The 21,830-nt window shown below is 67.7% G+C and carries 22 protein-coding genes; 12 read left to right on the plus strand and 10 right to left on the minus strand.

The window, feature by feature from the left end; genetic code table 11:
* Nucleotides 1-141: 141 nt before the first annotated feature.
* The 9 genes from ABZX10_RS22450 to ABZX10_RS22490 all read right to left on the minus strand — a co-directional run bounded on the left by ABZX10_RS22450 (nt 142) and on the right by ABZX10_RS22490 (nt 9,222).
* The gene (locus ABZX10_RS22450; RefSeq protein ID WP_355545443.1) at nt 142-1,044 is read right to left on the minus strand and encodes a hypothetical protein; all 903 of its coding nucleotides are present in this window, start codon (nt 1,042-1,044) and stop codon (nt 142-144) included.
* A 72-nt stretch (nt 1,045-1,116) separates the two neighbouring features.
* A complete protein-coding gene (locus ABZX10_RS22455; RefSeq protein WP_355545446.1) occupies nt 1,117-2,079 on the minus strand; it encodes an MlaD family protein in 963 nt (320 codons plus the stop codon).
* A complete protein-coding gene (locus ABZX10_RS22460; RefSeq protein ID WP_355545449.1) occupies nt 2,076-3,122 on the minus strand; it encodes an MlaD family protein in 1,047 nt (348 codons plus the stop codon). The genes ABZX10_RS22455 and ABZX10_RS22460 overlap by 4 nt, the downstream gene beginning before the upstream one ends.
* Nucleotides 3,122-4,225: an MlaD family protein gene (locus tag ABZX10_RS22465; protein ID WP_355545452.1), complete on the minus strand. Its 1,104-nt coding sequence runs from the start codon at nt 4,223-4,225 to the stop codon at nt 3,122-3,124. Before ABZX10_RS22465 ends, ABZX10_RS22460 begins: the two co-directional genes overlap by 1 nt.
* Nucleotides 4,225-5,244, minus strand: coding sequence for an MlaD family protein (locus tag ABZX10_RS22470; RefSeq protein WP_355545455.1), 1,020 nt, complete (start codon nt 5,242-5,244; stop codon nt 4,225-4,227). The genes ABZX10_RS22465 and ABZX10_RS22470 overlap by 1 nt, the downstream gene beginning before the upstream one ends.
* Complete coding sequence (locus ABZX10_RS22475; RefSeq protein WP_355545458.1) at nt 5,229-6,263, minus strand: MlaD family protein; 1,035 nt, start codon at nt 6,261-6,263, stop codon at nt 5,229-5,231. Before ABZX10_RS22475 ends, ABZX10_RS22470 begins: the two co-directional genes overlap by 16 nt.
* A 7-nt stretch (nt 6,264-6,270) precedes the next feature.
* A complete protein-coding gene (locus ABZX10_RS22480; RefSeq protein ID WP_355545461.1) occupies nt 6,271-7,437 on the minus strand; it encodes an MlaD family protein in 1,167 nt (388 codons plus the stop codon).
* 3 nt (nt 7,438-7,440) lie between these two features.
* On the minus strand, nt 7,441-8,304 hold the full coding sequence (locus ABZX10_RS22485; protein WP_355545464.1) for an ABC transporter permease: 864 nt from the start codon (nt 8,302-8,304) through the stop codon (nt 7,441-7,443).
* A 60-nt stretch (nt 8,305-8,364) separates the two neighbouring features.
* Entirely contained in the window at nt 8,365-9,222 is an 858-nt protein-coding gene (locus ABZX10_RS22490) for an ABC transporter permease (RefSeq protein WP_355545467.1), read from the minus strand.
* 325 nt (nt 9,223-9,547) lie between these two features.
* On the opposite strand from ABZX10_RS22490, the gene ABZX10_RS22495 reads away from it, so the two are divergent.
* The 11 genes from ABZX10_RS22495 to ABZX10_RS22545 all read left to right on the plus strand — a co-directional run bounded on the left by ABZX10_RS22495 (nt 9,548) and on the right by ABZX10_RS22545 (nt 19,274).
* The gene (locus tag ABZX10_RS22495; RefSeq protein WP_082778275.1) at nt 9,548-10,705 is read left to right on the plus strand and encodes an MraY family glycosyltransferase; all 1,158 of its coding nucleotides are present in this window, start codon (nt 9,548-9,550) and stop codon (nt 10,703-10,705) included.
* A gap of 207 nt (nt 10,706-10,912) precedes the next feature.
* Nucleotides 10,913-11,329, plus strand: a complete 417-nt coding sequence (locus ABZX10_RS22500; RefSeq protein WP_355545470.1) for a hypothetical protein — start codon at nt 10,913-10,915, stop codon at nt 11,327-11,329.
* Entirely contained in the window at nt 11,326-12,072 is a 747-nt protein-coding gene (gene atpB, locus ABZX10_RS22505) for a F0F1 ATP synthase subunit A (RefSeq protein WP_355545473.1), read from the plus strand. The genes ABZX10_RS22500 and atpB overlap by 4 nt, the downstream gene beginning before the upstream one ends.
* 80 nt (nt 12,073-12,152) lie before the next feature.
* Nucleotides 12,153-12,407 carry a F0F1 ATP synthase subunit C gene (locus ABZX10_RS22510; RefSeq protein ID WP_068575212.1) on the plus strand — a complete coding sequence of 85 codons (255 nt, stop codon included), beginning with the start codon at nt 12,153-12,155 and terminating at the stop codon, nt 12,405-12,407.
* Between the two features lie 37 nt (nt 12,408-12,444).
* The gene (locus ABZX10_RS22515) at nt 12,445-12,966 is read left to right on the plus strand and encodes a F0F1 ATP synthase subunit B (protein ID WP_355545477.1); all 522 of its coding nucleotides are present in this window, start codon (nt 12,445-12,447) and stop codon (nt 12,964-12,966) included.
* Nucleotides 12,967-14,313, plus strand: coding sequence for a F0F1 ATP synthase subunit B/delta (locus tag ABZX10_RS22520; RefSeq protein ID WP_355545480.1), 1,347 nt, complete (start codon nt 12,967-12,969; stop codon nt 14,311-14,313).
* Nucleotides 14,314-14,361: 48 nt separating this feature from the next.
* Nucleotides 14,362-15,996 (plus strand): F0F1 ATP synthase subunit alpha, encoded by a 1,635-nt coding sequence (gene atpA / locus ABZX10_RS22525; protein WP_355545483.1) that lies wholly within the window; start codon nt 14,362-14,364, stop codon nt 15,994-15,996.
* On the plus strand, nt 15,989-16,906 hold the full coding sequence (locus tag ABZX10_RS22530; protein WP_355545486.1) for a F0F1 ATP synthase subunit gamma: 918 nt from the start codon (nt 15,989-15,991) through the stop codon (nt 16,904-16,906). Before atpA ends, ABZX10_RS22530 begins: the two co-directional genes overlap by 8 nt.
* 18 nt (nt 16,907-16,924) lie before the next feature.
* Nucleotides 16,925-18,370 (plus strand): F0F1 ATP synthase subunit beta, encoded by a 1,446-nt coding sequence (gene atpD / locus ABZX10_RS22535; RefSeq protein WP_146486983.1) that lies wholly within the window; start codon nt 16,925-16,927, stop codon nt 18,368-18,370.
* 6 nt (nt 18,371-18,376) lie between these two features.
* Nucleotides 18,377-18,760, plus strand: coding sequence for a F0F1 ATP synthase subunit epsilon (locus ABZX10_RS22540; RefSeq protein WP_355545490.1), 384 nt, complete (start codon nt 18,377-18,379; stop codon nt 18,758-18,760).
* 91 nt (nt 18,761-18,851) lie between these two features.
* Nucleotides 18,852-19,274 (plus strand): DUF2550 domain-containing protein, encoded by a 423-nt coding sequence (locus ABZX10_RS22545; protein WP_355545493.1) that lies wholly within the window; start codon nt 18,852-18,854, stop codon nt 19,272-19,274.
* Here the strand turns inward: ABZX10_RS22545 and ABZX10_RS22550 are convergent.
* Nucleotides 19,271-19,843, minus strand: a complete 573-nt coding sequence (locus ABZX10_RS22550) for a cob(I)yrinic acid a,c-diamide adenosyltransferase (RefSeq protein ID WP_355545496.1) — start codon at nt 19,841-19,843, stop codon at nt 19,271-19,273. The genes ABZX10_RS22545 and ABZX10_RS22550 overlap by 4 nt on opposite strands.
* 59 nt (nt 19,844-19,902) lie before the next feature.
* On the opposite strand from ABZX10_RS22550, the gene murA reads away from it, so the two are divergent.
* Nucleotides 19,903-21,156 carry a UDP-N-acetylglucosamine 1-carboxyvinyltransferase gene (murA, locus tag ABZX10_RS22555; protein ID WP_355545500.1) on the plus strand — a complete coding sequence of 418 codons (1,254 nt, stop codon included), beginning with the start codon at nt 19,903-19,905 and terminating at the stop codon, nt 21,154-21,156.
* Nucleotides 21,157-21,830 lie beyond the last annotated feature (674 nt).

Genomic DNA, 21,830 nt, shown 5'->3' on the forward strand with positions numbered 1-21,830 from the left:
CACTCCTCCCCCTGGTCTGCTCTTGTCCCCGGGCCGCCGCGGGGCGGGGGGCGGGGGGGGGGGGGCCCCCCCCCCCCCGGCCCGCCCCCCCGCGCGGGGGGGGGGCGCCCCCCCCCCGCTTCGCCGGGAGACGGCGTTCCGTCAGTTGCCGGGTGCCGGCGTCGCCGCGGGCGCCGTACCGGGCGTGGTCGGGGTTCCCGGAGTCGGGTCCGCCGGCTGGTTCGCGGCGCTGGACGGGATGTTGTCGCCGACGCCGCCGACGTCGGTGATCTGCCAGTCCTTGCTCTTGTCCATCGTCACGTTGTAGACGGTGACGACCTCGCGGCCGCTGCTCGCCTGGACGTTCGTGGCCTCGACGCGGACATAGGCGTTGACCTTGAAGACCGGCCCGGACTGCGAGTTGACCACCGCGTCGAGGACGGTGCCCTTGGACACCCACTGCAGCGGCTGCAGCAGCTGGTTCATGGCGCCGCCCACGGCGTCCATCTTGGCCTTGAGCTCCGGGGAGACGCCCTTGACGAGCGCCGTGCGCCAGGGGCCCAGGTCGTGGAAGTCGAAGGTCGACGCGCCCACCGCGTACTCCGCTGCCACCTTCTCGGCGTGCGCCTTGTCCGCGGCGGCCGTCTTGAGGTCGTTGAGCTCGCCGCGCTTGCTGTTCCAGAGCAGGCCGAACACGATCGTGCCGGCGAGCAGCGCGATCACCACGACGGTGGCCACCACGGTCATGACCGTGGCGCCGGCGGCGAGGCCGGCGCCCTGCCGTGCGGCGGCGGCGCGGGGAGCGGGACGGCTCCGGCGCACCGGAGCGGTCTCCGCCTCGTCGGCGTCCTCGTCGTCGTCCACCAGGGGAGCGGGGCGCTTCTTGACGGCCGAGCCGACGAAGTCCGCCTTCTTGGCGGTGGAGACCTTCTCGGTGGGCGCGGCCGTCTCGTCCTCCGCTGAGGTGGCCGCGTCCGAGGCCTCCGCAGCGGACTCCTGCACGGTCTCCTCGGTCGTCGCGGCCTCGTCGGCGAGGTTCTTGTCGTCCGGGGTGGAATCAGTCACTTGTCGCGTAGCCAATCGTGTCGTGGTTCGTCTCGGCCGCGGGGGCGGCCATTGCGGAGGTCCGGCGGGACGCTACTTCCGCGGCGGGATGACCACCGTGAGGTTCGCGGCACCGTCCGAACCGACGGTGTTCAACGCCTGCGAGAGTAGCGCGGCCATGTCGATCTGGGGCAGCACGTCCGTCAGGGCCTGCACCACCGGCACCATCGGGGCCGAGATCGGACCGAGGTTCGCCAGCAGCTTGCTGGTGTTCGGGGCGATCTTGAACAGGTTCGGGTTCACCGTGTTGGCCAGCATGTTCGGGCCGTCGATGCCCTTCATCAGCGTGTCGAGCGCCTTGAGCACCTCGACGTCCTTGGTGACAAAGGTCCGGGTCGACGGGCCGAACTCGGAGATCGCGCCGGGCAGCCAGTTCATGTCGGACTGGTAGTTCTGCGTGTTCTCCATCATCCGGCGGATGTTGGGCATCCGGGACGAGATGGTGCGGGCCAGCAGATCACCGGCCTGCGAGAGATTCGGCAGCGAACCCTGCGTGTTGCTGGTGGCGTCCGCGAGGGTCTCGGTGATGCCGCCTAGGTCCGTCGAGTTGATGCTGCTGGTGAGGCCCGAGATCAGCTTGAAGGTCTCCGGTAGCGACAGCGGCTGCTTGATCTTCGCAGTGTCGATGGTCGCCCCGTCGGCCAGGTACGGGCCCTGCAGGGTGTCCGGGCGGAAGTCCACGTAGGGCTCGCCGACGGCCGACAGCTGCTCGATGCGCAGCCCGGTGCTCGCGGGGATCTTGTACTTGCCGTCGTAGCGGAACTTCACCACGACCTTGCCGTCGCGGCGCTCGATGGTCTCCACGTTGCCGACCTTGACGCCGCGCAGCAGCACCGATGAATCGGGCAGCAGCTGGTTGGCGTTGTCGAGCTTCATCGTGATGGATCGGTAGTCCGCGAGGGGACGCCACTGCAGAACGGAGAAGGCGATGTACGCCGTACCCAGCACCATGACCAGGAAGAAGGTCAGCAGGCTGAAGAAGGTGCTCTTTTTCACGGAACTGCTCCGACCATCCGAAGGTTGTTGACCGCCTGCCGGGCGGCCTCGGCGGTGGGCACACCGCCATTGGTGCCCAGCTCCTTGACGTTGACCTTGGCGCCACTGCTCAGGAACGGCAGGATCTTGTTCTTGAGCAGGTCCTCGAGGTTCGCCAGGTTCGCCTGGCGACCGTTCATGTTCGGCCAGCCCGGGAACATCAGCGGCTTGATCACGCCGGCCACCACGGCCGTCGAGGTGTCGAGCAGCGGCTCGGCGAAGACCAGCGGGGAGAGGGCGTCCGACAGCCGGCTGAGCACCTTGATCGCCCCGGTGGTCAGGCTCAGCGTGTCGCCCAGCCAGTCGTCCTGGGGCTTGAGCAGTGCGACGAGGATGTCGTCGTTGTTGTTGACCGTGGTGACGAGGTTGCCGACCGAGGTGATCGCCTGGCTGACGTTGTCGTTCTGCTTACCCAGGTCGACCACCGTCTGCGACACCGTCTTCACCAGGCCCGAGAGCTTCTGCGGATCGGCGGGGAGGTTGTCGTTGATCCGGCTGAAGGTGTCCTGCAGCTGCATCAGGCTGCCGCTGCCCAGGAAGTTCGCCAGGTCGCTGAGGATGTCCTCGATCTGCGTGGGCGGCTTCGTCTGCGAGGTGGGCAGCGTGTCGCCCGCCTTGAGGGGGACACCCGGCTTGTTCGGCGTGGACTTGAGCGCCACGTACGTGTCACCGAGGATCGTGTCCTGCTGCAGCGTGGCGGTCACCGTGTTCGGGACCTTGACCCCGTCCTGGATCTTGACGTCCACCACGGCCTTACCGTCCGCCAGCGTGACCTTCTGCAAGCGGCCGGCGACGACACCGTCGTAGACGACCCGCGCCCGGTCGGGCAGGTTCAACACGTTCGTGAAGTCGAGGTGCACGACGTAGCCCGAACCGCCGCCCGGCTGTCCCGGCGCCGGGATCGTCGACGGGTTGAAGCCCAGGTTGCAGCCGGCCAGCAATGTGCCGGCCGCGATCGACGCGACCCCCACCTGCAGGGTCCGCTTGTTCCATGGATTACGCATCAGTACGCCGCTCCCGTCGCGCGCAGGACCGTGGAGATGAGCTCCACGTTGACGTGGCCCGCGTCGGCGACCTTGCACTGGCCCGGTGCGAACCGGTTCAGGTTGTTGCAGGTCTGGGCGGGGTTGTTGGACGGCACCAGCGCTGACGGCGGCCGGTACGTGATCTTGGTGGCGAGGGTCTTCTTGTCGACGCTGACCTGGAAGGCGTGGATCAGCGGCGGCAGGATGTTGAGCAGGTCACCGAACTGCTTGGCGCCGGCGGCGAGCAGCGTCGTGGTGGGCACCGTGATCTCGAGCAGGGGAGCGATGAACGCGCCGTACTTGTCGAAGACCGTGGCCAGCGTCTTGATCAGCGGGACCAGCTCCGGGAACGCGTTGATGCCGACGTCCATCAACGGCTCGCCGACGTTCTTGATGCGGAAGGCGTACTTCGTGAGGAAGTCGCGCATCTCGCCCCAGTTCTGGACCAGGCCGTCGGAGGCCGGCGCGAACGCGTCGAGGATCGCGGCGACGTCGCCCATGCCGGGGCCGGGGTTGCGCATGAGCTCGCCGAGCTTGTTGGTCAGCTGGGAGATCTCGGGGCCGGTGCCCTTGGTCGCCTTGTTCAGCGCGGGGATGGACGCCATGGCCTTGCGGAACTCGGCGTCGCCGCCGGCGGTGGTCAGATCGTCGACGACCTTGGACACGGCCTGTAGGGACTCCGTGATCGACAGCGGGGTCTTGGTGTTGGTGATGCACTTGCCCGGCTGCCACGTGGGGCCGCCCTTGTAGGTCTCGAGCAGCTCGAGGCGGCGCTGGGCGACCAGGGAGTCGGCGATCGCCACGACGCCGATGTTGGTCGGCAGCTTGCGGTCGGCGGGCAGGTCGAAGTCGACGCGGGTGGTGGCGCCGTTCGGGGTGATCTTGGTGACCTCCCCGATCGGGTAGCCGAACTGGGCGACCTTGCTGCCGGTGAACAGGCCGACGGCGTTGTCGAGCTCGGCGCAGTACGCGGTGGTCTTGGTGGTGAAGCCCTTGAAGGCGACACCGCCCAGGACCAGGGCCGTGGCGACGAGGACCACGAACGCGGACATGGCGCCGCGCGAAGCGAGGAACTTACGCATCAGCAGGTCACCCCCGGAGACGGAATGCAGACATTGGTGGCCAGGAAGGTCTTCTCGGACTGGTTGAGCTGGATCGTGCCGTCCGGCGCGATCGTCTTCTGCAGCCCGGCCAGCATCTCCTTGGCGTTGGCGATCGCCGGCTCGGCCTGCTTGACGACGTCCCTGGCCTTGGCCACGAGCGCGTCGAAGCGGCTGGCGAGCGGGTCGATGTTGTTGAGGTACACGTTGAGCAGCGGATTGAGGCGCTGCGTCAGCTCCGTGAGGCCGGTCAGGTAGGCCTGGAAACCGGAGAGGTTCACCTCGGCCGCGGCGAAGAACGTGCTCATGTTCCGCATCAGCGACAGGAGCAGGTCACCGTTCTGGTTGACGGTGGTCGAGTACTCGCCCATCACCTTCACGAAGTCACCGGCCTGGTCCTGCTGCCGCAGGATGTTCTCGAACATCCGGTTGAACGTGGAGACGGTGTTGCGGATCGACTCCGGCTGGTCCTCGAGCGCCTGGTTCAGCTGCGACATGGACTCGCGGATCGGCGTCGCCTTGATCTTCTCGACCTTGGGGGTGGCCTGCTGGAAGGTCTCGAGGAGGCTGTACGGCATGTTCACGCGCTCCGGCGGGATCGCCTTGTCGCCGAGGCTCGTGGTGCCCATCGGGGTGAGCGCCATGTAGTAGCCGCCGACCGTCGTGAGCATCTTCATCGACACCGTGGTGGCGTCGCCGATGAACACGTCCTTGTCGACGCGGAACTTGACCCGGACGCGGTCGTCGAGCAGCTCGACGTTCGACACGGAGCCGACGCTGATGCCGGCGACGCGCACGTCGACGCCGCTGCGCACGGCCTGCGCTTCCTTGAAGTCGGCCGCGTACTCCTTGGTGCCCGGCTGGAAGACGAACAGGTACCCGCAGATCAGCAGCACGATCACCGCGATCAGCGCACCGACGATGCCCCAGTTGAGCTGGTACCGACGGTCCTGCGCCGCCGTCGGCATCGGACGGTTGAACATACTCACTTTGGATTGCATACCGTCACCTTCTGGCCTGCGACGAAGAGGTTCATCATGCCGGGCAGCTTGGCCTGGCCGTTGGTGCACGTCAGGTTGACGGCGTTCCCGGCCTGCGGCTTCGTGCCCTCGTTGAGCAGCTGGACGATGCCGGGGAGGGTGGCCAGTGCGTTGACCGCCTGCTCGGCGAGCGGCATCGCGTTCGCGACGATCGCGTCCAGCGGCGGGTTCTCACTGCGGGTGAGCCCGAGTGCCGCGAGGAGCGCGTTGGTGCGGGTGACGACGCCCGAGGTCTTGTCCGACCAGTCGCGCATCGAGTCGACGTTGCTCGCCAGGGTGCGGGCGAACACGTCGAGCTGCTGCAGCACCTTGGTCAGGCCGGGGGAGGCCCCACCGATCGACTGCGACACCGAGCCGAGGTTGGTGATCAGCTGGGTGAGCACCTTCTGCCGGTCGTTGGACACCGCCATCAGCTTGTCCAGCGAGTCGAGCAGCGGCCCGAGCCCCTGTCCGTTGCCCTGGATGACGCTGAGCACCGACTGGGTCAGGTGGTTGATGTCGTCCGCGTTCAGCGTCGAGAGCACCGGCTTGAGCCCGACGAACACCGTGGTGATGTCGAACGAGGACTGCGTGTACTTGTCCTCGATCGTGGCGCCCGGCTTGACCTGGGCGGCCGTGCTCTTCGGGTTCGGCTGCAGCTCCAGGAACCGCGAACCGGTGAGGTTCTGGTACCGGATGGCCAGGGTGTCGTCGGCGCGGAACTTGCGATCGTTCTGCAGCGAGAAGGTCACGGCGGCGTTGGAGATCCGGTGGTCGCTGGACTGCTCGACCGCGATGTCCTTGACCTTGCCGACCTGCACACCGAGCATGCGGACGTCGTCGCCCACCTTGAGCCCGGACACGTCCTTGAACTTGGCGTGGTAGGTGCTCAGGTCGCCGTCCGGCGGCCGGGTGAGCGCCTGCATCACCAGCACCAGCAGCAGGATCATGACTGCGGCGAAGACCGCGATCTTGATCGAGGTCGCCTTCATTGACTTCATGGGTGGCTCAGCTCCCAGGCTTCGGGGTCGGGGTGCTCGAAGGGCTGCTCGGCTTCGCGGACGACGGTGCGCCCTGGCTCGGCGTGGCAGGCTTCGTGTCGGCCGGCTTGTCGCCCGGCTTCGGCGGGATGTACTGGAAGGTCGGTGCCGGCGGCAGCATCGCGCCGATGGCGGGGAAGTCGACCGACAGACGCAGGTTCAGGACCGGCCCGTTGGGGGTGTTGGGCATGGCCTTGCGCACATTGTCCATGAGCTGCCCGAGCTGGATGCCGACGCCCGTCGCGCTGCCGTTCGGGAACGCCGCCAGGATCGGCTGCATCAGGTTCACCAGCATCGGGGTCGCGACCTTGAGACCGCCGATCGCCTTCGGATCGAGGATCTTCTGCAGCGCGGCCGTGAGGCTGTTCTTCTCGTCGGTGATCGCGCTCATGGTCGCCTGGCCCCGGTTGACCCAGCCCTTGTCGTGCACGGGCTTGTAGTCGTAGAGCGTCTTGATCGCGGGGATCAGCGCCGTTGTGGCGGCATCCGCGTTCTGGATCGACTGCGTGATCAGCGGGAAGGTCTGCGCCGTGGACAGCTTCTGGGTGTCCTGGACCGCCTGCGCGACGCTGCCGAGAGCGGTGAACAGCGGCAGCATGGCCTTCGACGAAGCGTCGAAGTTGAGCAGGATCTGGCTCATGTGCGGGCGCAGCGCATCGCTGTTCACGTCGCCGATCGTGGCGATCATGTTCGACACGGTGTTGTCGGTGATCGGCTTGGTCGGCGAGATCTGAGCGCCGTCCTTGAGCGCGCCGCCGCCGTCGTGCGGGGTCAGGATGACCTCGGAGACGCCGAACAGGTTGCCCGCCGAGTAGGCGGCCTCGACGTTGTTGGTCAGCGACTTGCCGTCGGCCGACTTCATCGTGACCTTCACGCCCTGCTGGCCGTTGCCCAGCGCGGTGATGCCGGTCACCTCACCGACCTGTACGCCCTGGATCCGCACGGGCGCACCGTCTTTGATGCCGGCCGCCACGGCGGGGGAGCGGAGGGTGAAGGAGAACTCGTCCTTCGGCCAGAGTGCCTTGACGAGCCAGCCGACGAGCAGGATCGCGAGGATCACGGCCACGGCGATCAGGCCCCGGCGCCGCAGCACCGAGCGCTCGATCGACATTCCTGGTACGGATACGACTCCCATTGGTTACCCCTTGAAGTAGACCGGGGAGGTGAAGCCCCACAGCACGACGGTCATGACGAGGTTGAGGACGACGACGGCGACGAGACTCGCGCGGATCGCTCGGCCCGACGCGGTGCCCACGCCCTCCGGGCCGCCGGAGGCGAAGAAGCCCTGGTAGCAGTGGATGATGATGACTGCGGTGAGGAAGACCGCCACCTTGATCACGGAGAACGTGACATCGGACGCGCTCACGAACTGACTGAAGTAGTGGTCGTAGGTTCCCGACGGCATGCCGTACACGGATTTGACCACCCAGGCGCAGGACGCCCAGGACAGGATCAGCGTGATGAGGTACACCGGGACCACGGCGATGAGCCCGGCGATCACCCGGGTCGTCACGACGAACGAGACGGAGCGCAGGCCGAGGGACTCGAGCGCGTCGATCTCCTCGTTGATGCGCATCGCGCCGATCTCGGCGGTCATGCGGCAGCCGGCCTGCGCGGCGAAGCCGACGCCCGCGAGCATCGGTGCGAACTCGCGGGTGTTCGCGAAGCTGGCCACGACGGCGGTGAGCGGTCCCATGCCGAGCATGTTGAGGATCGCGAAGCCCTGCACGGCGACGATGCCGCCGACCGTGATGCCGAGCACCGCGAGCACGGGCGCGGTTCCGCCGCCGACCACCAGAGCGCCACGGCCCCAAGTGATATCGGTGAGGATGAACATGATCTGCGATCGGTAGTGCTTGATCGCGTGCGGGATGGTGCGGATGACCTCGGCGACGAAGGACACGACGTGCCCGAGGGTGTCGAAGAGGCTCCATGCGGAGCCGGAAGCACCGAACAGGTTGAAGAACCAGCGTGTGCCCCGGGGGCGGTAAACGGTTGCCATGTTTCAGCTCACCTGCGTCGGGGTGGAATGGGGACGGGTCCCATAGGAGTGGGTCATGGGTCAGCCCACCTGCATGGGGAAGAACATCGTGGCGACCTGCGTGATGAGCAGGTTCAGCCCGAAGATGACGACGAACGAGAGGACGACGGTGGCGTTCACCGCGTCGGCGACGCCGCGCGAGCCGCCGCGGGCCTCGAGGCCCCGCTGGCAGCCGATGATCGCGATGACGGTGCCGAAGATGAACGACTTGAACAGCGAGATCCACACGTCGACGGGGTGCGCGAAGGAGCCGAAGGACAGCCAGTAGGCGCCGGGCGTGACGCCCTGGCCACCGACCGCGACGAGGTAGCCGGCCACGGTGCCGACGGCGATCACGAGGATGTTCAGCAGCGGCGCGACGACCCAGGCGGCGAGCAGACGGGGCACGACGAGACGGTTGAGCGGATTGATGCCCATGACGCGCATGGCGTCCGTCTCCTCGCGGATGGTCCGCGCGCCGAGGTCGGCAGCGATGGCCGAGGCGCCCGCGCCGGCGAGCAGCAGGCCGGTCGCGATCGGAGCGCCCTGGGCGATGACGGCGAGACCGCCCGCCGCGCCGGACAGCGAGTCCGCGCCGAGCTGGGCGATGATGTTGCCGATCTGGATCGAGATGACCACGCCGAACGGGATGGCGATCAGGATGCCGGGGAAGGTGGTGACGCCGACCATGTACCAGATCTGGTTCAGCGCTTCCTTCCACTGGAGCCGGCCGCGCACCGTATCGGTGACGAGGGCGATCAGCGACATGATCAGCATCCGCACGCTCCGGCCGATGGTGCGGAACGAATCCACCACGGTCCCGGAGAAGTTCTTGCTGATGATCGACCAATAGGAAGGCCGCTTGACGCTTCCTGCGCCCTGCACAACGGATTCCGTCACCGCGAACGTCTCCTCTCGACTGTGGCCACGCTGTGACCCACATACTGCGTTCTCAGGTGTATGACCGAGGACACTATAACGGCCCGACGGGTGATGTGCGTCATTGGCGTGCTTCGCGACCGCAGGGTGAGCGACTCGTCAGTAACATTTCGACGGATCGGCGGTGATCGTCCATCGTCTCAGGTCAGAACGTGTTCCGCTGAGATGAAATCGCAACGCCGAGCCGGGGGGATCGGCGCGCGACGGGGGTGCGAGTAGATTCGCACGCGTGCACATCGAGGCGTCGGGCGGGGCGGTCATCGGGGCCGGGTCTGCCGGGGTACCGATGCGAGAATTGCTGGTAGTGGGACTGACAGCTGCGGTTGTCACATTCTTCGCCACGTCCCTGGTCAGGGTCGTGGCCACCCGGTTCGGCGCCGTCGCCGTGCCCCGCGCGCGCGATGTGCACGTCGTTCCCACTCCCCGGCTCGGCGGCGTCGGCATCTACACGGGGATGGTCGCCGGGATCTTCCTGGCGGCCCAGCTGCCGGCTCTGACCAGAGGCTTCGCCTACTCCAAGGATGCGGTCGCGGTCCTCGTCGCCGGAGCGGTGATCGTGGTGGTCGGGATCATCGACGACAGATGGGGCGTCGACGCACTGACCAAGCTCGTGGGCCAGATCTTCGCCGCGGCGCTCCTGGTGGTGCTGGGGGTGGCCTGGAACGTCGTCTACGTCCCGGGGATCAATACGACGGTGGTCCTCGACCAGCTGCAGGCCGGGCTCCTGACCGTGGTGGTCGCGGTCGCGACGGTCAACGCCATGAACTTCATCGACGGGCTCGACGGTCTGTTGGCCGGTGTCGCGGCGCTCGCGGCGCTGGCCATCCTCATCTTCTCCGTCGGGCTGATGTTCGATTCGGGCGGCGATGCGCCGTCCTACCCGCCCGCGCTCATCTCGGCGGCGCTGTTCGGCGCATGCGTCGGCTTCCTGCCGCACAACTTCCAGCCGGCCCGCATCTTCATGGGGGATTCGGGGTCGATGCTGCTCGGGCTGACGCTGGCGGCGGCGTCCACCTCCGCTTCGGGCCGGATCTCGCAGAACGCGTACGGCAGCACGGACATCTTCGCGCTGCTGCTGCCGTTGCTGCTCGCCGTCGCGGTGATGTTCGTGCCGATGCTGGACCTGCTGCTCGCGGTGGTTCGGCGGACCCGCGCCGGGGTGCATCCCTTCACGGCCGACAAGATGCATCTGCACCACCGCCTGCTGGGTCTGGGCCACAGTCAGCGTCGCGTGGTCGTCGTCATCTACCTGTGGGTCGGTGTGCTGGGCCTGAGTGCCGCGGCCTCGACGATGCTGCGGCCGGCACTGATCGCGCCGCTGTTCGGGGCGGGCCTCCTGTGTGCGCTCGTGTTCACCGTGGTGCCGCGGATCCTGCCGCGCCTGCGGGAGCGCTACTCCGAAAGCGCGAGGTCACATGCGTCGTCGAACAATCGAACCCGGTAACGCAGAACGCTCGTCCTGTTGTACTATCGTGTGTAGTTGATAGGCGGGATACAGGCGGAGCCCCGATGTGGGTGGCGTCCCTACTTCTTGGTAGAGTCTCAGCTAATCACAAAGAATCCGTGATGTGACCCACGCTACGGATTCGGCAGACGCCGCCCGGTCGCCGCGAACCCGTCGCAGGTGCGACCCCGACCCTGAGGAGGGGCCATGACGACGCCAGCCCCTGAGGTCGACGGTGCCGCCGCGCGAGGCGTCGTGACGTTCACCAACCCGTTCGTGATCCTCGCCGGTATCGCCGTCGTCGTGGCCGGCATCGCCGCTTCCTTCGGTCAGGTCTGGTTCGCCGCGTGGTTCTTCGTGGGCGGTCTCCTGGCCCTGCTCAACGCCAAGCTGGTCGTCATCAAGGTCGCGAACGCGACCGCTGAGGACGAGCCGCGCAAGACTCCCGTCGCCGTGAACTCGGTGGTCCGGCTCGCCGTGGTCTCCGTGATCGCGCTCGCGACGGCCTACTTCTTCCAGTCCGTCGGTGGCCTGGGCATGATCTTCGGACTCGCGGTCGGACAGATCGTGCTCGTCCTCAACACCGTGATCCCTGTTCTGAAAGGACTACGTCAGCAGTCATGAGCACGAATCTCCTCGCCGAGGGCGCCATCTCGCCCGGACATCACCGCCAGGCCGAGTGGCTCGGGATGACCTTCAACACGGACACCATCCTGTCCACGGTCCTCGCCGCGCTCGTCGTGATCGCTCTCGCGTTCGTGCTCAAGGCGAAGGTCACCTCGACCGGTGTGCCGTCGGGCGTGCAGCTGTTCTGGGAGACGATCACGATCCAGATGCGCCAGCAGATCGAGTCCTCGATCGGCATGCGCGTTGCGCCCTTCGTGCTGCCGCTGGCGGTCACGCTGTTCGTCTACATCCTCGTCGCCAACTGGCTCGCGGTGCTGCCGGTGCAGTACGGCAAGGGGGAGGGCTCGGGTGAGCTCTTCGCCCCCGCTGCCTCGGACATCAACTTCGTGCTCGCGCTCGTGGCCGTGGTCTTCGTCTGGATCCACGCCGCCGGCGTCAAGAAGCGCGGCATCATCGGCCACCCGGTGGCACTGGTGAAGGGGCACGCCATCGGCCTCGCCCCGATCAACATCATCGAGGAGATCGCGAAGCCGGTCTCGCTCACCCTCCGTCTCTTCGGCAACCTGTTCGCGGGCACCGTCATGGTGGCGCTCATCGCGCTCTTCCCGGCGTACGTCCTGTGGCTGCCGAACGCGATCTGGAAGTCCTTCGACCTGTTCGTCGGTCTGATCCAGGCCTTCATCTTCTCGCTCCTGACCATCCTGTACTTCTCGCAGGCCATGGAGACGGAAGAGCACTAGAAACCTCGCCCGGCCGGCCCGGCCGACGCGACCACAGACCCTGGTAGGCGTACTACCAGAAACCGAAAGGGAAAGTAACAATGGCAGCAGATCCGCAGATCGTTCAGGGTGCGCTCATCGGCGGCGGCCTGATCATGGGTGGCGGCGCCATCGGCGCCGGTGTCGGCGACGGCCTGGCCGGCGCTCAGCTGATCGCGGGCATCGCCCGCCAGCCCGAGGCGCAGGGTCGCCTCTTCACCCCGTTCTTCATCACCGTCGGCCTGGTCGAGGCCGCGTACTTCATCAACCTCGCGTTCATGGCTCTGTTCGTGTTCGCGACCCCGGGCGCGTCCTAAACCCTGACCGCCCTCGCTAGAAACGGGAACTGACGTCATGCAGCTCGCTGAGGCTGAAAAGCAGAGTAACTTCCTCGTCCCCAACGGCACCTTTTTCGTCGAGCTCATCATCTTCGTGGTGGTGCTCGGGATCATCTGGTTCTTCGTCGTCCCGTCCATCACCAAGGTGCTGGACGAGCGCGAGGCCATGATCGATCAGACGGTCAAGGACCAGCGGGGCGCCGCCAAGGGGTTCTCCGACGCCGAGTCGGAGTACAACGACGGTGTCCGCACCGCACGTGCCGAGGCCGGTTCCATTCGCGACGACGCCCGGGCCACCGGTCGCGCCGCGATGGAGGAGCAGAAGCAGCGAGCGACCGCCGACGCGGAGGCTCTCACTCGGCAGGAGACCGAGCAGCTGCGCGGCGAAGGCGAAGCCTCGGCCGCAGCGGCGCGAGGCGATCTCGCGCCGCTGTCGGCGACACTCGCCAGCCGGGTGCTGGGCTTCGACGTGACGCAGGACCCGAAGCTGAAGGCTGAACTCGACCAGATCAACCGCGACTCGGTGGTGAAGAACTAAATGCAAATCTTTATCGGACAGTTCGTCGGCTTCCTCCTGGTCCTGTTCATCCTGTGGAAGTGGGTCGTCCCCGTCGTCCGCACGGCGATGCAGCAGCGTCAGGAGACGGTGCGCCTCGAGCTCGAGGCCTCCGCGGCCGCGCGCACGAGGCTCGCCGAGGCCGGCGCGGCGGGGGAGCGGGCGCGTGAGGACGCGGCCCGCGAGGGGAGCCGCATCCGCGACGAGGCCCGTGGCGACGCGGATGCGATCCGCGACGAGCTGCGTGCGCAGACCGAGCGCGAGGTCGTGCGGATCGGCGAGCACGGCGCGGGCCAGACGGCGCTCAACCGCAGCAACCTGATCCGCGGCCTCCGTGCGGGGCTGGGCGCCGAGGCGGTCGACGCCGCGGCGAAGCTCGTGCGCGGCCACCTGGCCGACCCGGCCAACCAGAGCGCGTCCGTGGACCGCTCGCTCGACGAGCTCGAGCAGATGTCGCAGGGCGCCGACGAGACGCGGATCACGGAGGTCGACCGGATCGGATCGCGCTCGATGCGCGCCTCGAGCCGGGACTCGATCCGGGCCCTGTCCGCCGGTTTCGACCAGCGCACCGCGTCGGTCGACGACGCGGCACTGGCCCGTACGGCCGAAGACCTCGCGAACGTCGTGGGCGTCATCAACGAGCAGCCGACGCTGCGCAAGCACCTCGCCGAGTCCTCGGACGCGCCGGAGAGCAAGCGTGCCCTGGTCGCGAACCTGTTCGGCGGCAAGATCTCCGACGGCGCCGTGGCGTTCGTCCAGGATGCGGCCGCCAGCAAGTGGTCGGCTCCGGCGGACTTCGCCACCGCGGTCGAGCGGCAGGCCCGCGTCGCGATCCTGCTCGGCGCCGAGCGCGCCGGCAGGCTCGACGAGACCGAGGACGAGCTGTTCCGCGCCGGCCGGATCCTCGAGGCGGAGCCGAAGCTCACCGCGATGCTCTCCGACACTCGCGTCCCGGCTGCCGGCCGAGTCGCGCTGCTGGACAAGGTCTTCGGGGGCAAGGTGAACGACTTCACCGCGGCTCTGCTCCGCCAGACCGTGCGCCTGATCCGCAGCGGCCGCGTCGACGCGGGCGTCGCCTCGATCGCGGATCTGGCCGCCGCCCGTCGCGGCGAGTCGGTCGCGATCGTCGAGTCGGCCGTGGCCCTGACGGACGCGCAGCAGACCCGCACCGCGGACCTGCTCGCCCGTATCTACCAGCGCAAGATCACGGTGCAGACCGAGGTCGCGCCCGAGCTCCTGGGCGGACTGCGCATCACCGTCGGCAACGAGGTCATCGACGGTGACATCGCCTCCCGCCTCGATCGGGCCGCAGACCAGCTGCCCCGCTAATCACACACAAACTTCCACGAAGAACCACACAGAGGGAAACGAGTACTCATGGCTGAGTTGACGATCTCAACCGACGACGTCAAGGGCGCGATCGAACAGTACGTCTCGACGTTCGAGGCCGACGCCTCCCGCGAGGAGATCGGCACCGTCTCCGATACCGCCGACGGCATCGCGCACGTCACGGGCCTGCCCGGCGCGATGGCGAACGAGCTGCTCGAGTTCCCCGGTGGGGTGCTCGGCGTGGCGCTGAACCTCGACGAGGACGAGATCGGCGCCGTCATCCTCGGTAACTACGAGGAGCTCGAGGAGGGCCAGCAGGTCCGCCGCACCGGCGATGTGCTGTCCGTGCCCGTCGGCGACAAGTTCCTCGGCCGCGTCGTGAACCCGCTCGGCCAGCCGATCGACGGCCTGGGCGACATCGAGGCCGAGGAGCAGCGCGTCCTCGAGCTGCAGGCCGCGACGGTGCTCGAGCGCCAGCCCGTCGAGGAGTCCCTCGCCACCGGCATCAAGGCGATCGACGCCATGACCGCCATCGGCCGCGGCCAGCGCCAGCTGGTCATCGGTGACCGCAAGACCGGCAAGACCGCGGTCTGCGTCGACACCATCCTCAACCAGAAGGCGAACTGGGAGTCGGGCGATCCGACCAAGCAGGTCCGCTGCATCTACGTCGCCATCGGCCAGAAGGGCTCGACGATCGCGGGTGTCAAGGCCGCGCTCGACGAGGCCGGCGCCATGGAGTACACCACCATCGTCGCGGCCCCCGCGTCCGACTCGGCCGGCTTCAAGTGGCTCGCCCCCTACACCGGCTCGGCCATCGGCCAGCACTGGATGTACCAGGGCAAGCACGTCCTCATCGTGTTCGACGACCTGTCCAAGCAGGCCGAGGCCTACCGCGCCATCTCGCTGCTGCTGCGTCGCCCGCCGGGCCGCGAGGCGTACCCCGGCGACGTCTTCTACCTGCACTCCCGCCTGCTGGAGCGCTCGGCCAAGCTGTCCGACGCGCTCGGCGGCGGCTCGATGACGGCGCTGCCGATCATCGAGACCAAGGCCAACGACGTCTCGGCCTTCATCCCGACCAACGTCATCTCGATCACCGACGGCCAGGTCTTCCTCGAGTCCGACCTGTTCAACAAGGGCGTCCGCCCCGCGATCAACGTCGGCACCTCGGTGTCCCGCGTCGGTGGCGCCGCGCAGACCAAGGGCCTCAAGAAGGTCTCGGGCTCGCTGCGTCTGGAGCTCGCGCAGTTCCGTGAGCTGGAGGCCTTCTCGGCCTTCGCCTCGGACCTCGACGACGCGTCGAAGGCACAGCTGGCGCGCGGCGCCCGCTGGGTCGAGCTGCTCAAGCAGGACCAGTACAGCCCGTCGTCGGTCGAGGACGAGATCGTCTCGATCTACCTCTGCGGCGAGGGCCACTACGACTCGGTGCCCGTCGAGGACGTGCGCCGGTTCGACGGTGAACTGCTGAGCCACCTGCACCACGCTGCGGCCGGCGTGTACGAGTCGATCGCCGGCGGCAAGGTCCTCGAGAAGGACCAGGCCGCCGCCCTCGTCGCCGAGACCAACCGCTTCAAGGAGAGCTTCCTGGCCTCCGACGGCTCGCGGGTCGTCAACGAGGCCGAGGCCGGCGCGCTGCCCGCCGAGGACGTGGAGCAGGAGACGATCAAGGTCAAGCGCAATGGCTAGTATCCGAGAGCTGCGCTCGCGGATCCGGTCGGTCAACTCGACCAAGAAGATCACGAAGGCGCAGGAACTGATCGCGACCTCGCGGATCTCCAAGGCGCAGGCCCGGGTCGCGGCTGCCAAGCCGTACTCGGAGGAGATGACCTCCGTGCTCTCCGAGCTCGCGGGCAAGTCCGGTTCGCTGGACCACCCGCTGCTCACCGAGCGCGAAAATCCGAAGCGTGCGGCGATCCTCGTCGTGTCCTCGGACCGCGGCATGTGCGGTGGCTACAACTCGAACGTGCTGCGTGAGACCCGTGAGCTGATCCAGCTGCTCAAGAGCGAGGGCAAGGAGCCCGTCCTCTACGTCATGGGCCAGAAGGGCGTGGACTACTTCCGCTTCCGCGGCCAGGACGTCGCGGGCTCGTGGACCGGGTTCTCCCAGCAGCCGCACCACTCCGACGCCACCGCGGCGACGGAGACGCTGGTGAAGCTGTTCGAGGCCGGCTCGCAGGAGTACGTGACCGTCGACGGTGCCGAGACGCACGGCGTGGACGAACTGCACATCGTCTACACCCGGTTCGTCTCGATGCTCTCCCAGAACCCCGAGGTGCGCCGGATGGCCCCGCTGGTGGTCGAGGAGACGGACGAGGCATCGTCGGACGCACCCGACCGCAACTTCACGTTCGAGCCGGGCGCCGACACGCTGCTGTCGGCGCTGCTCCCGCGGTACGTCGCCACCCGCGTCTTCGCGGCCCTGCTCGACTCGGCCGCGTCGGAGAACGCGGCGCGTCGTACGGCCATGAAGGCCGCCACCGACAACGCCAACGAGCTGGCCGTCTCGCTCTCCCGCGAGGCGAACCAGCTGCGCCAGGCGCAGATCACCCAGGAAATCAGCGAAATCGTCGGTGGCGCCGGCGCCCTCGCGAACTAGAAACGGGAAAGTAGAAGAATGACTACAGCAACCCAGCCCGCGTCGGCGGGCACCGCTGCGGCCACCGGTCGCGTGACGCGGGTCATCGGCCCCGTCGTCGACATCGAGTTCCCGCGCGGCGCCGTTCCCGACCTGTTCAACGCCCTGCACGCGGAGATCACCCTCCCGTCCGTGGCCAAGACGCTGACCCTCGAGGTCGCGCAGCACCTCGGTGACAACCTGGTGCGCGCCATCTCGATGCAGCCGACCGACGGCCTCGTTCGCGGCACCGACGTGACCGATTCGGGCTTCCCGATCCGCGTCCCCGTCGGCGATGTCGTCAAGGGGCACGTGTTCAATGCCCTGGGCGACTGCCTGGACACCCCCGGCCTCGGCCGCGACGGCGAGCAGTGGGGCATCCACCGCAAGCCCCCGGCCTTCGATCAGCTCGAGGGTAAGACCGAGATCCTGGAGACGGGCATCAAGGTCATCGATCTGCTGACCCCGTACGTCAAGGGCGGCAAGATCGGCCTGTTCGGCGGCGCCGGCGTCGGCAAGACCGTCCTCATCCAGGAGATGATCACCCGTATCGCGCGCGAGTTCTCGGGCACCTCGGTGTTCGCGGGCGTCGGCGAGCGTACCCGTGAGGGCACCGACCTCCATCTCGAGATGGAGGAGATGGGCGTGCTGCAGGACACCGCCTTGGTGTTCGGCCAGATGGACGAGCCGCCGGGCACGCGTATGCGCGTCGCCCTCTCGGCCCTGACCATGGCCGAGTACTTCCGCGATGTCCAGCACCAGGACGTGCTGCTGTTCATCGACAACATCTTCCGCTTCACGCAGGCGGGCTCCGAGGTCTCGACCCTGCTGGGTCGTATGCCCTCCGCCGTGGGTTACCAGCCCACCCTGGCCGACGAGATGGGCGAGCTCCAGGAGCGCATCACCTCGACCAAGGGCCGGTCGATCACCTCGCTGCAGGCCATCTACGTGCCCGCCGACGACTACACCGACCCGGCGCCGGCCACCACCTTCGCGCACCTCGATGCGACCACCGAGCTCTCGCGTCCGATCTCGCAGCTGGGTATCTACCCCGCCGTGGACCCGCTGACCTCGACCTCGCGCATCCTCGAGGCGTCGATCGTGGGCGACGAGCACTTCCGCGTCGCCAACGAGGTCAAGCGCATCCTGCAGAAGTACAAGGAGCTGCAGGACATCATCGCCATCCTCGGTATGGACGAGCTCTCCGAGGAGGACAAGGTCACGGTGCAGCGCGCTCGCCGTCTCCAGAAGTTCCTCGGCCAGAACTTCATCGTCGCCGAGAAGTTCACGGGCGAGAAGGGCTCCGTCGTGCCGCTGGCCGACACCATCGAGGCCTTCGACCGCGTGTGCAAGGGCGAGTTCGATCACCTGCCCGAGCAGGCGTTCAACTCCTGCGGTGGTCTCGACGACGTCGAGGCGGCCGCGAAGAAGATCGCCGGGAAGTAGTTTCGAGTGGCTGACACGGCGTTTCAGGTAGAGGTCGTCTCCGTCGAGGAGCGGCTGTGGTCGGGCGAGGCGACCTTCGTCATCGCCCAGACCACGGAGGGTGAGCTGGGTGTCCTGGCGCACCACGAGCCGCTGTTCGGCCAGCTCATCTCCGGTGGCGCCGTCGCCATCGACACGGTGAGCGGCGAGCGACTCTCCGCGGCCATCCGCGGCGGGTTCCTCTCGGTGACCGGGGAGAAGGTGACGGTACTGGCCGACGGGGCCGAGTGGGCCTCGTCGCTGGTCGAGTCCGATGTCCGGCGTGCACTCGAGAGTGCCGCGGACGGCTCGGACGAGCAGGCGGTCGCGCAGGGGCAACTGCGCGCGATCGAGTTCCTCGCGAACAAGTAGGCTGGAAGTAGCAGCGTGAAAGCCGGTGGCCCGGTGAAACGGGCCACCGGCTTTCTGCTATCGGTACACGAGACGGGTCAGGGAGGGTGCGATGGCCGGCGCGGTGTTCGGCGTGACCGTTGCGGTCCTCGCCCTGCTCCTGGTCGGCGCGGTCGTGGTGCTGCGCCTGTACAGCCTGCGCGTGGCCGGCGTCCCCATCATCCTGCGGTACCTACCCGCCGAGGACGAGCACGGGTGGCGGCACGGGACGCTCCGGTACGACGATCACGAATTGCGGTACTACCGCCTGTCGAGCGTGCGGCTCGGTCCCAGCTGGACGCTGCCGCGCAGCGGAACCGAGATCGTCGGCCGCCGCGCGCCGCACGGCACCGAGCTCGACGTGATCGATACCGACATGGTGATCGTGCACGCGGTCACGCCCGACGGGGAGACGGAGCTCGCCTTCGCACGCGACGGCCTGACGGCGTTCCAGTCCTGGCTCGAGTCCAGGCCCAGCCCGCGCCGTCAACGCTAGCGCTCGCCTCCCGGCACCCACAGCACGTCGCCGCCCGGGTTGGCGACCCGGGACAGGATGAACAACAGATCCGAGAGCCGGTTGAGGTACTTCGCCGGCAGCACCGACACGGAGTCGCCGTGCTCAGCGACCGCATCCCATGCCGCACGCTCTGCCCGCCGGACGACGGTGCGCGCGACGTGCAGGTACGCGGCCAGGGGAGTGCCACCCGGCAGGATGAACGAGTCGAGCTTGGGCAGCTCGGCGTTGTACTCGTCGCACCAGGCTTCGAGCCGATCGATGTAGTCACCGGTGACGCGCAGCGGCGGGTATTCGGGATCGACCACGATGGGGTTGGAGAGGTCCGCGCCGACGTCGAAGAGCTCGTTCTGGATCCGCACCAGCACGTCCCGCAGGTCCGGCTCGGGATTCCCGACGGTGACCGCCAGCCCCAGTGCGGCATTGGCCTCGTCGCAGTCGGCGTAGGCGCGTAGGCGCGAGTCGGACTTGGGGACGCGGGAGAAGTCGCCGAGTCCGGTGGTCCCGTCGTCTCCGGTGCGGGTGTAGATGCGAGTGAGGTGGACAGCCATGGGACCAGGCTAGCCACAGGCCGTCACGGTCGGCGACGCCGTGCCATAGGCTGACCCGTGTGGGTGAGAAGTTTCTGGTGCACGGTGGAGCCCGGCTGACGGGCGAGGTCACCGTGGGTGGCGCGAAGAACAGCGTCCTGAAGTTGATGGCGGCCACGTTGCTCGCCGAGGGCACCTCGGTGCTCACGAACTGCCCGGAGATCCTGGACGTGCCGCTGATGGCGGACGTGCTCCGGGGCCTCGGCGCCGAGGTGGAGCTCGAGGGGGACACGGCGCGCATCACGACGCCCGCGGTGCTGAACCACCGTGCGGACTTCGACGCGGTCAAGCAGTTCCGTGCCTCCGTCTGCGTCCTCGGACCGTTGATGGCGCGCGAGCACCGGGCAGTGGTGGCTCTCCCGGGGGGAGACGCGATCGGATCGCGTCCGCTGGACATGCACCAGTCCGGGCTGCGCGCGCTCGGTGCGACCAGCTCGATCGAGCACGGCTGTGTTGTCGCACAGGCGGATTCGTTGACCGGGGCCGAGATCACGCTCGAGTTCCCGTCGGTGGGTGCCACCGAGAACATCCTCATGGCCGCGGTCCTGGCGACGGGGCTGACCGTGATCAGCAACGTGGCGCGGGAGCCGGAGATCGTCGACCTGTGCTCGATGCTCGTGCAGATGGGTGCGGACATCGAGGGGATCGGCACCGACACGCTCATGGTTCGTGGCGTGGACGAGCTCCATCCCACGGAGCACCGGGTGATCGGTGACCGGATCGTCGCGGCCACGTGGGGGTTCGCAGCCGTGATGACGCGCGGTGACATCACCGTGAACGGCGTCGCGCCGGACACGCTCGGGGTCGTCCTGCAGAAGCTGCAGGACGCGGGGGCGACGGTGACCGAACGCGCGGACGGGTTCCGGATCGCGTCGCCGGAGCGGCCGCACGCCGTGAACGTGGCGACCCTCCCCTTCCCGGGGTTCCCGACCGACTTGCAGCCGATGGCCATCGGCATGGCGTGCGTCGCGGACGGCACGTCGATGATCACGGAGAACGTCTTCGAGGCGCGGTTCCGGTTCGTCGAGGAGATGGTGCGCCTGGGCGCCGATGCCCGGACCGACGGGCACCACGCGGTGATCCGGGGAGTGGAGCAGCTTTCGAGCGCGCCCGTATGGTCGACCGACATTCGCGCCGGCGTGGGCCTGGTCCTCGCCGGCCTCTGCGCCGACGGCGTGACCGAGGTGCACGACGTCTTCCACATCGACCGCGGCTACCCGAACTTCGTCGGCAACGTCACCGCCCTCGGGGGGCGGATCGAACGCGTTTCCTGACCGCGGACCGGTGGGACCACCCACCGATTTGTGTCTCGAGTTCGACCTGTGTAACTTATGTCGAGTCAGCAGCGCCCAGGCGCCGCCCGGCAAGGCCCACAGCAGTCCAATGAATCTGGATCTCGACGCGCCGCCGGAAGTTCGGAAACCGGGAAGGTCCGCAAGGATCATCGCGCTGACCACCACGGAAGAGACCTACTCCTCGATCGCACTGTGTGCGTTCGTGTGGTTTCTCCATGTGGTGTGCGGTTCGGGTATCCGAGACGCGGCCCGCGAGAGCGAGTTGCGAACGAGATTCCGACCTGCTAGGTTGGAACGGTTGCTCCGAGCAGCCAGCCCCACGGAAGTGAGTCACTTTCGAGCGCCGAGTGCGGTCGAGAGGGTTTCGTTGTGAGGCCTGGGCGGTTCGAGGCGCTTCCGAGGGTGGCCTGCGAGAGCGAGTTGCACACGGAAATCCGATCTGCTAAGCTTGAACGGTTGCTCCGAAGCGGGCCGGTCAGGGTTTTTGACTGGGTGGTTGTGTGGAGGGTAGCTTGGACGGCCTGCGAGGGTGCGGTTCACACGGTCAGCACGGGTTTTTGGTTCGTGTGGTGTGGGCGGCCGCGTTTGGCGTGTTCTTTGAGAACTCAACAGTGTGTCGATGAAATTGTCAGTGCCAAAGTTTTTTGGCACGC

This window comes from Tsukamurella sp. NPDC003166, assembly GCF_040611135.1.
GTDB lineage: Bacteria > Actinomycetota > Actinomycetes > Mycobacteriales > Mycobacteriaceae > Tsukamurella.